The sequence below is a fragment of the Saccharopolyspora gregorii genome, from assembly GCF_024734405.1.
Taxonomy (GTDB): domain Bacteria; phylum Actinomycetota; class Actinomycetes; order Mycobacteriales; family Pseudonocardiaceae; genus Saccharopolyspora_C; species Saccharopolyspora_C gregorii.
In genome coordinates this window covers 52,390-64,522 of record NZ_CP059556.1, presented here as the reverse complement: position 1 = coordinate 64,522, position 12,133 = coordinate 52,390, and the positions used below count along the sequence as shown (strand labels likewise).

At 72.1% G+C, this 12,133-nt stretch carries 11 protein-coding genes; 5 read left to right on the top strand and 6 right to left on the bottom strand.

Annotation, left to right across the window (positions count from 1 at the left end):
* Window positions 1-52: 52 nt before the first annotated feature.
* Both H1226_RS00285 and H1226_RS00280 read left to right on the top strand, forming a co-directional pair.
* On the top strand, window positions 53-811 hold the full coding sequence (locus tag H1226_RS00285; RefSeq protein WP_258344774.1) for an SDR family NAD(P)-dependent oxidoreductase: 759 nt from the start codon (window positions 53-55) through the stop codon (window positions 809-811).
* Between the two features lie 46 nt (window positions 812-857).
* The gene (locus H1226_RS00280; RefSeq protein WP_258344762.1) at window positions 858-1,892 is read left to right on the top strand and encodes an NAD(P)-dependent alcohol dehydrogenase; all 1,035 of its coding nucleotides are present in this window, start codon (window positions 858-860) and stop codon (window positions 1,890-1,892) included.
* 19 nt (window positions 1,893-1,911) lie between these two features.
* On the opposite strand, the gene H1226_RS00275 is transcribed toward H1226_RS00280, so the two are convergent.
* Entirely contained in the window at window positions 1,912-3,549 is a 1,638-nt protein-coding gene (locus tag H1226_RS00275) for a TM0106 family RecB-like putative nuclease (RefSeq protein WP_258344760.1), read from the bottom strand.
* 219 nt (window positions 3,550-3,768) lie between these two features.
* Between H1226_RS00275 and H1226_RS00270 the strand changes: the two genes are divergently transcribed.
* Window positions 3,769-4,491, top strand: a complete 723-nt coding sequence (locus H1226_RS00270) for a DUF6474 family protein (RefSeq protein WP_258344758.1) — start codon at window positions 3,769-3,771, stop codon at window positions 4,489-4,491.
* A gap of 78 nt (window positions 4,492-4,569) precedes the next feature.
* On the opposite strand, the gene H1226_RS00265 is transcribed toward H1226_RS00270, so the two are convergent.
* From H1226_RS00265 to H1226_RS00245, 5 genes are read right to left on the bottom strand one after another with little or no spacing between them, the layout of a single operon-like run.
* Entirely contained in the window at window positions 4,570-5,550 is a 981-nt protein-coding gene (locus H1226_RS00265) for a glycine betaine ABC transporter substrate-binding protein (protein ID WP_258344756.1), read from the bottom strand.
* A gap of 14 nt (window positions 5,551-5,564) precedes the next feature.
* Window positions 5,565-6,332, bottom strand: a complete 768-nt coding sequence (locus H1226_RS00260; protein ID WP_258344754.1) for an ABC transporter permease — start codon at window positions 6,330-6,332, stop codon at window positions 5,565-5,567.
* Window positions 6,329-7,540, bottom strand: a complete 1,212-nt coding sequence (locus H1226_RS00255; RefSeq protein ID WP_258344751.1) for an ABC transporter ATP-binding protein — start codon at window positions 7,538-7,540, stop codon at window positions 6,329-6,331. Before H1226_RS00255 ends, H1226_RS00260 begins: the two co-directional genes overlap by 4 nt.
* Complete coding sequence (locus H1226_RS00250) at window positions 7,533-8,180, bottom strand: ABC transporter permease (protein ID WP_224958793.1); 648 nt, start codon at window positions 8,178-8,180, stop codon at window positions 7,533-7,535. The genes H1226_RS00255 and H1226_RS00250 overlap by 8 nt, the downstream gene beginning before the upstream one ends.
* Window positions 8,177-9,853: a BCCT family transporter gene (locus H1226_RS00245; protein WP_258349520.1), complete on the bottom strand. Its 1,677-nt coding sequence runs from the start codon at window positions 9,851-9,853 to the stop codon at window positions 8,177-8,179. The genes H1226_RS00250 and H1226_RS00245 overlap by 4 nt, the downstream gene beginning before the upstream one ends.
* Before the next feature lie 948 nt (window positions 9,854-10,801).
* Here H1226_RS00245 and H1226_RS00240 point away from each other — a divergent pair.
* Both H1226_RS00240 and H1226_RS00235 read left to right on the top strand, forming a co-directional pair.
* Complete coding sequence (locus H1226_RS00240; RefSeq protein WP_258344742.1) at window positions 10,802-11,551, top strand: YcnI family copper-binding membrane protein; 750 nt, start codon at window positions 10,802-10,804, stop codon at window positions 11,549-11,551.
* On the top strand, window positions 11,548-12,069 hold the full coding sequence (locus H1226_RS00235; protein ID WP_224958798.1) for a copper resistance CopC family protein: 522 nt from the start codon (window positions 11,548-11,550) through the stop codon (window positions 12,067-12,069). The genes H1226_RS00240 and H1226_RS00235 overlap by 4 nt, the downstream gene beginning before the upstream one ends.
* The last annotated feature ends 64 nt before the right edge of the window (window positions 12,070-12,133 follow it).

The following is a 12,133-nucleotide window of genomic DNA, read 5'->3' as shown; positions in this document are numbered from 1 at the left end:
CCCAGTACTGGTTGACTACGAGCGCATCGCGATCGACACCGAGGAGAGACCCATGCAGATCACCGGCACCGCCGCCATCGTCACCGGCGCAGCCTCCGGGCTCGGCGCGGCCACCGCCCGCGCGCTCGCCGAACGCGGCGCGCACGTGTTCGGCGTGGACCTGCCGGACTCGGTGACCGCGGCGCCGCCCGTCGACGGGATCACCTACACCGCCGCCGACGTCACCGACGCCGACCAGGTCGGCACCGCCGTCGAACAGGCCGCGGGCGCCGGGGTGCCGCTGCGGATCGTGGTGAACTGCGCCGGGATCGGGCCGTCCGCGCGGATCAGCGGCAAGCAGGGCCCGCACGACCTCGACCTGTTCCGCAAGGTGCTGGAGATCAACCTGCTGGGCACCTTCAACGTGCTGCGGCTGGCCGCCGCGGCGATCCGCGAGACCGAACCCGACCGGGAGGGGCAGCGCGGCGTCGTCATCAACACCGCCTCCGTCGCCGCCTTCGACGGGCAGATCGGCCAAGCCGCCTACGCGGCCTCCAAGGGCGGGGTGGCGAGCCTGACGCTGCCCGCCGCCCGCGACCTGGCCTCCGCCGGGATCCGGGTGATGACCATCGCTCCCGGCATCGTGGACACCCCGATGCTGGCCACCGTCAGCGAGGAGTTCCGCGCCGGGCTCGCCGCCGGGGTGCCGTTCCCGAAGCGGCTCGCCGTGCCGGGCGACTACGCGAAGCTCGCGGTCGGCATCGTCGAGCACGACTACCTCAACGGTGAGGTCATCCGCATGGACGGCGCGCTGCGGATGCCGCCAAAATGATCAGCCAGGTGATCCGGATCGGGGAGGGCGCTCGCGAATGGGCTCGATGAAGGCCGTGCAGTACCGCAAGGTCGGTTCCAGGCCGGAGGTCGTCGAGATCCCCGTCCCCGAACCGGGCCCCGGCCAGGTGCTGCTGCGGGTCGAGGCCGCGGGCGTCTGCCACTCCGACTTCACCGTGATGAGCTGGCCCGCCGAGGGCTTCCCGTACCCGCTGCCGCTGACCCTCGGCCACGAGGGCGCGGGCACCGTCGCCGCCGTCGGGCGCGGCGTCACCGCGGTGGCCGAGGGCGAGCAGGTCGCGGTGTACGGGCCGTGGGGCTGCGGCGGCTGCCGGCAGTGCGCCACCGGCATGGAGAACTACTGCACCCGCACCGCCGAACTCGGCGTGGTGGCGCCCGGGCTCGGCGCTCCGGGCGCGATGGCCGAGTACATGGTGGTCGACGACCCGCGGCACCTGGCGCCGCTGGACGGGCTGGACCCGGTGGTGGCGGCCCCGCTGACCGACGCGGGCCTCACCCCGTACCACGCGATCAGCCGCTCGCTGCCGAAGCTGGTGGCGGGCAGCACCGCCGTGGTGATCGGCGTCGGCGGGCTCGGGCACCTCGGCGTGCAGCTGCTGCGGGCGCTGACCCCCGCCCGGATCGTCGCGATCGACCTGGCCGAGGAGCCGCTGGAGCTGGCGCGGCGGGTCGGTGCGCACGAGGTGCTGCGCTCGGACGAGCACGCCGCCCGGCGGGTCCGCGAGCTGACCGGCGGGCGCGGCGCCGAGCTCGTCGTCGACTTCGTCGGCGCGGAACCCACGGTGCGCACCGCGGCGGAGTGCGTCGGCATCGCCGGGGACGTCACGCTCGTCGGGGTCGGCGAGGGCCGGCTGCCGGTGGCGTTCGGCGCGGTGCCGTTCGGGGTGTCGGTGGCGGCGCCCTGCTGGGGCGGGCGCGCCGAGCTGCTGGACGTGCTGGCGCTGGGCCGCTCCGGCGCCATCTCGGTGCACACCGAGACCTTCCCGCTGGAGCAGGCGCCCGAGGTCTACGAGCGGCTCCATCACGGGGACATCACCGGCCGGGCGGTCCTCGTCCCGTGACCGGTTCGGCCGGACCGGGTCAGAGGTCCTCGGTGAACGGGATCTCCCCCGCTTCGGGCGAGGTCATCCAGCGGCGGACGGCGAGGGTGGCGCGGACGTCGTCCTCGTTGTACTCCAGCAGCCGCCGCCGCTGCGACGGCTCGGGCCGCTGCCCGTCGAGGCCCACGGCGTCCCGGTACCAGCGCATCGAGTTCTCCCCGCTGGCCTCCGGGTCCCGCCAGGCGAACCCGGCGCTGGGCGCGATCACCTTGAGCCCCTTGCCCTGCGGGCACAGGAACTGGTCGCGGACGGCGGCGAACAGGTCGACCCACTCGCCGGAGCCGATGAACCGGCGCACCTCGGACACCTCGGGGATGCCGGGCTTGCCCGCGAACCGCTCGGCGGAGGACAGCATCCAGCGGTTCTCGGCGAGCTCGTTGTAGCAGTAGGCGCGGAAGGTGAGGCCGCGCGCGTGCGCCCGCTCGCGGACGGCGGTGAACCAGCACCAGAACTCGGCGAACGAGCGGGCCTCGTCGTCGGAGGGCAGCGGGTCCCAGGTGACGAACGCGCGGTAGCCCGGTTCCTCGTCGACGTCGACGCCGGAGAGCCAGCAGCCCCACATGTAGGCGCCGGAGTCGGCGTAGCTCTCCATGTCGACGTCGATCTCCACGTCGGCGCGCGGCACGTCGAGCTCGCGGACGCGGCGGACCAGCGGGAGGTCGCGCAGCCACGCCTTCGCCAGCAGCACGGCCTCGGCGGTGCGGGCGGCGCCGAGCGCGGTGCCCGCGCCCCGCTCGGGGGTCATGGCCGCGAGGTCGTCGACGGTGTGCACGTCGGCGCCGCGCAGCGCGGTGGCGTCCTCGCCGCGCACGACGAGGCTCACGTCCCGGGCTTCGCGCAGTTCGGCCGAGCAGGTCGGCCACCACGGGCAGCCCTTGCACTCGGTGACGCGGGACGGCCGGGCGAGCGGTTCGGCGCCGGTCGCGGCGGCGGTGGCGACGGCGACCCGGTCGGTGAACCGGGCGTCGTACTCGGCGAGCGCGGTGCGGCCGCCCGGCCAGTTCGGGGCGAGCAGGTCGTGCCAGACGACGACGTCGCCGTCGACGCCGATGACGCCGCCGGTGGGGTTGCCGGGCGCGGCCATCCCGCACGCGGCGAGCAGCCGCACCAGGTGGGCGAGCCGCAGCTGGTCCCGGGGCTGGGACCGCACCTTGCGCCGCGGGTCCCGCCGCGCCGAGCCGGGCAGCGGGTCCTCCACCGGGGAGGTGCGGGCGCCGTTGCCGGGGTCGGTGGTCTTGTGCCGCACCACCAGCACCGGCAGGTAGCCGGAGTCGACGCGCACCAGCAGGTCGATGCCGCCGAACCGGCCGGCTTCGGGGTCGGCGGGCAGCTGCGCGCCGGAGATGAAGCGGACGCCGTCCCGCATCGCGGTGAGCGTCTCCCGTTCGCGCTGCCGCCTGCTCGCATCGCGGGGGATGCGCGCCCAGGACTCGCCGAGCGCGGTTTCGAGCCGGTCGGCGATGGCGCGGCGGTGGTCGGCGGCGTCGCTGACGCGCTGCTCGATGCCCGGGTCCACGGGTGCTTTCGGCAGGTCGCGGGCCTGCGGGTCGTTGTCGAGGTGCACCCTCCTGCGGCATCGCGTGACCACGCCCGCGTCGAGCAGCACCTCGTTCTCCACGCCCCGCAGCGTAGGCCGTGCCCCCGACGATCGCGCCCATCACCCCGGTGACGCAGCTGCACGAGTGGTGACTCGGCGTGCACATCTGGTGGATCACTCGCGCTTCCGGTCAACCGGCAGCCGCCGCCGCGACTCCTTACAGTGATCCGCGAGCGAGGTGAAGCCCCGGGTCGGGGCATCGGCACGGCGCGGACCGCGCCGGAACAGCAGGAGGCGGCGATGACGCGACGCGAACCGGCCACCGCAGCACTGACCACCGAGGTGCTCGACGCCGAGCCGCTCACCGGCGGGGACACCGGCGGGGACGTGCGCTCGGCCGCCAAGCAGGTCAAGAAGGTCGCCAAGCTGGAGGCGAAGGCCGCCCAGCAGCGGACCAGGACGGCCAAGGAGGGCACCAAGGCCGTCAAGCAGGGGGCCAAGGCGGAGACCAAGGCCGCCAAGCAGGAGGCGAAGGCCGCGGCCAAGGCCGCCAAGCGGGACGAGAAGGCGCGCAAGAAGGGCGAGCACGGCCGGTTCACCCCCGGCGACGCCCGCAAGGCCGTCGGCGTCGCCAAGATCCTCGGCCCGGCGCTGGCCCCCTACGCGTGGCAGGCGTTCACCGCCGCGCGGGACGGTTACGACCGGGCCCGCGCGCGGCGGCTCGGCGTGCCCGTCGACGACCTGGGCCGGTTCACCGGGCGCGGGGCGGCGCTGCACGCCCGCATCGCCGGGGACGCGGAGGCGCTGCGCGACCTGCGCACCCGCACCGGCGGCCGCAGCGCCGCCGAGATCTCGCTGGTGGAGAAGTTCGCCGACCAGGCCGAGAGCAGGCTGGGCCAGCTCACCAGCGCCGTCCGCGCGGCCGAGCACATGCCCGCCCCGCGCCGCCGCGCCGCGCACCGCGCGGTGACCGGCGAGCTGGACCGCATCGAGGCCGACCTGCTCCAGCGCCTCGGCGTCTGATCGGACCGGGCAGCACGACGGCAGGGCCGGTCGCTCCACGAACGGAGCGACCGGCCCTGCCGCGTCGGAGGCGGGTCGTCAGAGCGTGACGAACCCCTGCTTCACCATCCAGTCGCGGGCGACGTCGGCCGGGTCCCGGCCGTCCACGTCGACCCCGGCGTTGAGGTCCAGCAGCTCCTGGTTGTTCAACCGGTCCGAGATCGGCTGGAACACGTCCTCCAGCTGCGGGTACTTCTCCAGCATGTCGACCCGCACCGTGACGGCCAGGTTGTAGCGCGGGAAGAACTTCTTGTCGTCCTCCAGCACCTTCAGGTCCAGCGCCTGGATCCGGCCGTCGGTGGTGAACACCTCACCGAAGTTGCAGGCCTTGCCGGTCGCCGTGGCCGTGTAGATGGTGCCGGTGTTCAGCGTCTCCACCCGGCCCGGATCGACCGCGAACCCGTAGGTCTCCGCGACGCCCGGCATGCCGTCGTTGCGGCTGGCGAACTCGCTCTCCAGGCAGAACGACAGCTCGTCCGGCTTCTCCTGGCCGAGCCGCTTGAGGTCGGACAGCGTGTGCACGCCGAGCCGGTCCGCGTTCTCCCGGTTCAGCGCGAGCGCGTAGGTGTTGTCCGAGTTCAGCGACGGCGCGAACCAGGTGACCCCGTTCTGCTCGATGTCGAGCTTGCGCACCGCCTCGTACTGGGCGATCGCGTCCGGGATCGGGTCGGTCTTGCCGTTGTAGCTGATCCAGGACGAGCCGGTGTACTCCCACACCACGTCGATCTGCTTGCTGACCAGCGCGTTGCGGGCGCTCGCGGAACCGGTGATGTTGCTCAGGTCCCGCACGTCCGCACCGGCGGCCACCAGCGCGAATTCGGCGATGTAGGCCAGCACGATCTGCTCGGTGAAGTCCTTGGAGCCGACGGTGAGCGGGACGCCTTCCAGCTCCGGGACCGGCTTGATCGAGCCGGGCCGGACGCTCAGCGGCACCGACGAGCCCGAGCTGAGCCCGCAGCCGGTGAGCGCCGCGCCCGCCGCGGCGGCCGAGAACAGCTTCAGCGCGCCTCGGCGGGACATCGGTGTTCCACGCATCATCGGAGCCCCCTCGGTGACAGGTACCGCTCGGCGAGCCCGCCGAGCCAGTCGACCAGCAGGGCCAGCGCCATGGCCAGCACCGCGCCGACGGAGAGCACCGTCCAGTTGCTCAGCTTGTACCCGGTGTCGATCAGCTCGCCGAGCCCGCCCGCGCCGACGAACCAGGCCAGCGTGGCGGTCCCGACCGCCAGCACCAGCGCGGTCCGCAGCCCGGCCAGGATGAACGGCACGGCCAGCGGCAGTTCGATGCGGACGAGCACCGAGAACCCGGACATGCCGATACCGCGTCCCGCGTCGATCAGCGACGGGTCGACCTGCTGGAGGCCGACCAGGGTGTTGCGCAGCACCGGCAGCAGGGCGTACACGGCGATCGGCAGCGTCGCGATCCAAAACCCGGTGGTTCCGTTGGTGAGCAGGAAGAACAGCACCAGCAGACCGACCGACGGCGCCGCCTGGCCCATGTTCGCCAGACCGATGATCAGCGGGCTCACCCGCCGCGCCCACGACCGGCTGAGCAGCATGCCCAGCGGCACCGCGACCAGCACCACGATCAACGCGACCGCCACGCTCATCAGCAGGTGCTGCCAGGTGAGCGTGAGCAGCGTGGAGGCGGTGATGTTCCGGCTGGTGACGACGTTGTCCCGGTGGGTGAACGCCACGCCGACGACGACCACGACCAGCACCAGCGCGGCGAGCGGCTGCGCGAACAGGCGCAGCCGTTCCGCGGTGCGGGACCCGGAGTCGGCGGCGTAGGAACCGCTCATGACCGGTCCCCGGCGTCGGCGGGCTGGTCGGCGTGGTCGTCGGCGTGCTCCTCGCGGAGGTCCTTGATCGTCGTCATCACGGTGTCGATGTCGACGACGCCGACGTACTCCCCGCGCGACCCGGTGACCACGGCGACGCCGTCGTCGTCGGTGAGGATGGCCTCCAGCGCGTCCTGCAGCGTGGAGGCGGGCGAGACGCTGTCCTCCACGGCGCGGCCGGCCCGCTCCAGCGAGGAGACGGCACCGGCTTCGCGGGCGGTGGCCCAGCGCAGCGGCCGCTTGCGGCGGTCCAGCACGAGGCCGATGGCGCCGCGCCGGGTGCCGAGGCGTTCCTGCAGCGCGCTGGGCTGCTCGTCGATCCCGGCGGTCGGCACCTGGCCGAGTTCGATCTCCCGCACCCGGCGCAGCGTGAGCTGCTTGAGCGCGGCACCGGCGCCGACGAAGCCCGCGACGGTGTCGTCGGCCGGGTTCGCCAGGATCGCCTCGGGCGTGTCGTACTGCAGGATCTTCGACCGCTCGCCGAGCACCGCGATGCGGTCGCCGAGCTTGACGGCCTCGTCGAAGTCGTGGGTGACGAACACGATCGTCTTGCCCAGGTCGGCCTGCAGCCGCATCAGCTCGTCCTGCAGCACGCCGCGGGTGATCGGGTCCACCGCGCCGAACGGCTCGTCCATCAGCAGCACCGGCGGGTCGGCCGCCAGCGCCCGGGCCACGCCCACGCGCTGCTGCTGCCCGCCGGAGAGCTGCCGCGGGTAGCGGCCGCGGTACTCGGCGGGGTCCAGGCCGACCAGGTCGAGCATCTCGTCGACCCGCTCCACGGTCCGCTGCTTGGTCCAGCCGACCAGGCCGGGCACCATGCCCACGTTCTCGCCCACCGTCATGTGGGGGAACAGCCCGGCCTGCTGGATCGAGTAGCCGATCTCGCGGCGCAGCTTGTCCGGGTCCAGGCCGAGCACGTCCTGGCCGCCGATGGTGATCCGGCCCGAGGTGGGCTCGATCAACCGGTTGATCATGCGCATGGTGGTGGTCTTGCCGCTGCCCGAGGGGCCCACGAACACGACGGTCTCACCGGCGGGGATCGTCATGGTGACCGATTCGACCGCGGCCAGCTTCTGGCCCGGGTACCGCTTGGAGACCTCCTCCAGGCGGATTTCGACGCCGTGACCGCCGGCGCGGTCGTCGGTGTCGGGCTTGTTGTTCTCAGCCACGAATACCTCTCGAAGTCGTCAGGCGTCCGAGCAGCACGAACACCGCGTCCAGCAGCAGCGCCAGCACGATCACGCCGAGCGTGCCCGCGAGCGCCATGTTCAGCGCGTTCGCGCTGCCGAGGCCGGACAGGCCGCTGAAGATCAGGTTGCCGAGGCCGGGCCCCTTCGCGTACGCGGCGATGGCGGCGATGCCCATCAGCATCTGGGTGCTCACCCGCATGCCTGCGAGGATCCCGGGCCAGGCGAGCGCCAGTTCGATCCTGGTCAGCACCCGGAACCGGTTCATGCCGATGCCGCGCGCGGCGTCCAGGATCGGCTGGTCGACTGTAGACAGCCCGACGATGGTGTTGCGGACGATCGGCAGCAGCGCGTACAGCACCAAGGTCACCACCGACGGCGCGACGCCCAGCCCCAGCACGGGGATGAGCAGGCCGAACAGGGCGAACGAGGGGATGGTCAGCACTGCGCTGGACAGGGCGGTGGCCACCGCGGCCCCGGCGGGGCTGCGGTACACCGCAACCCCGACCAGGACGCCGACGATGGTCGCCAGCACGATGCACTGCACCACCATGCTGGCGTGCTGGTAGGAGTCCACCAGCAGTTGCTGCCACCTGGAAGCGACGTAATCCAGGAAACTCACGTGGTGGCCGCCCCCGGTTTCGCCGCCGACTCGCCCGAGCCGCCCTCGGCGCCGTCCTCCTCGGTCTCCGCAGGAGTCGTGACGAGCTGGAACTCGCCGTCGTGCTCCTCGGTACCGGCGATGACGGCCTGCTCCAGGACCTCGGCGCCCTTCTCGTCCCGCAGCGTCATCTCATCGCTGCGCAGGTCCTTGGTGAGCGCCACGCACAGCAGCACCATGACGATCGCGAACGGCAGCGCACCCATGAACGTCAGGTTCTGGATGCCCGAGAGGGCGTCGTCCTCGCCACCGCCGATCACCAGCATGATCGCGGCGACCGCACCGGTCGCGGCACCCCAGAAGATGACCACCCAGCGGCTCGGCTCGATCGAGCCGCGCTGCGAGAGGGTGCCCATGACCACCGAGGCGGCGTCGGCACCGGACACGAAGAAGATCGCGACCAGGATCATCACCAGCACCGAGGTGACCAGCGCCAGCGGCAGGTGCTCCAGCACCGTGAAGGTCTGCGCCTCGGCGCCGCCGTTGACGATGGCCGGGTCGGCCTTGCCGGTGTCGATCGCGGCACCGCCGAAGATCGCGAACCAGATGAGGCTCACCACGCTCGGCACCAGCAGCACGCCGCCGATGAACTGGCGGATCGTGCGGCCGCGGCTGATCCGGGCGATGAACATGCCGACGAAGGGCGTCCAGGAGATCCACCACGCCCAGTAGAAGACCGTCCAGCTGGACAGCCACGAGTGCATCTCGTCGCCACCGGTCGCACCGGCGCGGGAGGCCATCTCGCCGAAGTCGCTGATGTACGCGCCCAGCGAGGTCGGCAGCAGGTTCAGGATCAGCACGGTCGGGCCGGCCACGAACACGAAGACCGCCAGCACCGCCGCGAGCACCATGTTGATGTTCGACAGCCACTGGATGCCCTTGGAGACGCCGGACACCGCGGAGGCGATGAAGCAGATCGTCAGCACGACGATGATCAGCACCAGCAGCACGGTGCTGGTCTGCCCGATCCAGCCCGCGGCCTGCATGCCCGACTGGATCTGCAGCGTGCCCAGGCCCAGCGAGGCGGCCGAGCCGAACAGCGTGGCGAACAGCGCCAGGATGTCGATCAGCTTGCCGATCGGGCCCTCGGCGTTGCGCTTGCCGATCAGCGGCATGAACACCGCGCTGATCAGCTGCTTGCGACCGCGGCGGAAGCTGCTGTACGCGATCGCCAGCCCGACCACCGCGTAGATCGCCCACGGGTGCAGGGTCCAGTGGAACAGCGAGGTCGCCATCGCGGTGCCCACCGCCGCGTCGGTACCGCCTTCGACGGTGCCGGGGGGCGGGGTCATGAAGTGCGTCAGCGGTTCGCTGACGCCGTAGAACATCAGGCCGATGCCCATGCCGGCGCTGAACATCATGGCGATCCAGGAGATCGTCCTGAACTCCGGCTTCTCGCCGTCAGCACCCAGCGGGATGCGCCCGTACCGGCTGAACGCCAGGAACAGGGCGAAGATGACGAAGCCCGTGGCGGCGAGGACGAAGCCCCAGCCGGTGTTGGTGACCAGCCACTCCAGCGCGCTCTCGGCGAAGCCGCTCAGCGACTCGGTGCCCACCGACCCCCACGCCACCAGGATGAACATGATGGCGGCGGTGACTCCGAAGACGGTCCAGTCCGTCCTCGGCTTGCCGATGAACTCGGGTGACCCCGATGGTTCCGTTGCGTGGCCCGACGAGCCACCCTCTCGTAGATCTGCTTCAGTCGACACAGGTTCCGGCGCCCGAACTCGCGACGCCCCCTCCTCTCCGTACCTCACGTCACGACGGCCGGAACACTATTCACCTGTCACTGTCTGCTCGTGCAGGAAGAATTCCCGACCGTCCGCAACCCATAAACCGTGACCCATTCGGCGGATCAAGGCAAGCTCACTTGCGCTCAGCGTGGCCGAACCGACATCTAGGCTGGACATCCGTGGCGACCCGTTCCATCCCTGCGCGTGGCGCTGCTCGTGCGCTGCGCGGGCTGGCGCTGACGGCCACCTCGGCGTCACTATCAGTAGCCGCACATGCAGCCGCGGGTGGTTCCACACCCGATCTCGGAACCACCATTTTGATCACCGCCTTGTTGTCCGGAGCCGGGGTGGCGCTCGCCGACCGCAGGCGAGGGTTGTGGAGCATTGTAGGGGCAGTCGGTGTCGGGCAGGTGTCACTTCACTTGTTCCTGCAGCTAGCGGCCTCGCACTCGGACTCGGCACCCCTGCGCGGACTGCCACTGGACCCCGTTGCGATGACCCTGGGTCACGTCCTCGCGGGGCTCCTGGTAGCCGTCCTGCTGCACCGGACCGAGGATGCACTCTTTGTAATCGTTTCAACCTTAAGGCTGACGCTTCCGCGGAAGATGCCAGCGCCGTTACCGCCTGTAACGACCAGATTCGCGATCTGCCTCCCGGCGGAGCCGCTCCTCCTGATCGAACAACTGATCCGGCAGCGGATCCACGCTCTGCGCGGACCGCCGGAACCGCCGAACGGCGGACCGGGATGACACCGAACGGCACCCGGATCGTTGTCCATTCGTATCCCCGATCGATTCGCAATTCTTGAATTGATGTGCGAAACCGCACAGATCAGGAGTCCAGATCTCCATGTCCACAACTCGATCTCTGTTCCGCACGACCGGCGTCACCGCCGCGATCGCATTCACCACGATCGCCGGGGCGGGCACCGCCGCCGCGCACGTCAGCGCGAACCCCGAGCAGGCGGAGCAGGGCGGCCACGCCAAGATCGCGTTCCGGGTCCCGAACGAGCGGCCCGACGCGAGCACCGTGCGGGTGCACGTCGCGCTCCCCCTCGACCACCCGCTGAGCTCGGTGCGCACCAAGCCGCTGCCCGGCTGGACCGCCGAGGTGCGGAAGGTGCGGCTGGACCGGCCCGTCGACGTGGCGGGCGCCCAGGTCACCGAAGCGGTCTCCGGCATCACCTGGACCGCGCGCCCCGGCACCGCCATCGCGCCCGACCAGTTCCAGGAGTTCGAAGCCACCCTCGGCACCTTCCCCACCGACACCGACCGGCTGCTGCTGCCCACCGAGCAGACCTACGACAGCGGCGAGGTCGTGCGCTGGGACCAGCCGCCTGCCGCGGACGGCTCCGAGCCCGAGCACCCGGCACCGGCGCTGGCCCTGGTCGAAGGGGACGGCTCGGGCCACGGGCACGGCTCGGCGCCGGACGGCACCGGGCACGACGGCCACGAGGACGCGGCGGAGGCCGAACCGGCCGGAGCGGACGACACCGCGCGGGTGCTCGGCGGTGCCGGGCTCGCCGTCGGCGCGCTCGGGCTCGGGCTCGGCGCCGGTGCGCTGCTGGCCGCCCGCCGCAAGAACGGGGGCCGGGCATGAGGCGACTGCTCGCGATCACCGCGCTGACCTTCGCGGCGCTGCTCGGCGCGGCGGGCCCCGCGTTCGCGCACAACACCCTCGTCGGCAGCGACCCCGCGGAAGGCGCGCAGCTGAGCTCCGGCCCCGCCGAGGTGCGGCTCACCTTCGACCAGCCGGTGCGCTCCGGCGAGGGCTACAACACGATCACCGTCGTCGGCCCGGACGGCAGCTTCTGGACCGACGGGCAGGTGCGCGTCGAAGGCACCGAGGTCGTCGCGCCGGTGCGCCCGCTCGGGCCGGCCGGCGAGTACACGATCGGCTACCGGGTGCTGTCCAACGACGGCCACCCGGTCAGCGGCAAGCGCGGTTTCACCCTGACCGAGGCGGGCACCGGCACCCCGGCGCCGCCGCCGGACGCCGACCGGGCCGAGCCCGACTCGGGCGGCGGGATGCCGATCTGGCCGTGGATCGCGGGGGCCGTGGTGCTCGTCGCGCTCGGCCTGGTGCTGGCGCTGCGGCTGGGCAGGTCGGGCGAGTAGCCGACCGGGCGGGCCGCTCCGGAAGGGGCGGCCCGCTCCCGCTCGGGAAGGTGCCACGTTCGGC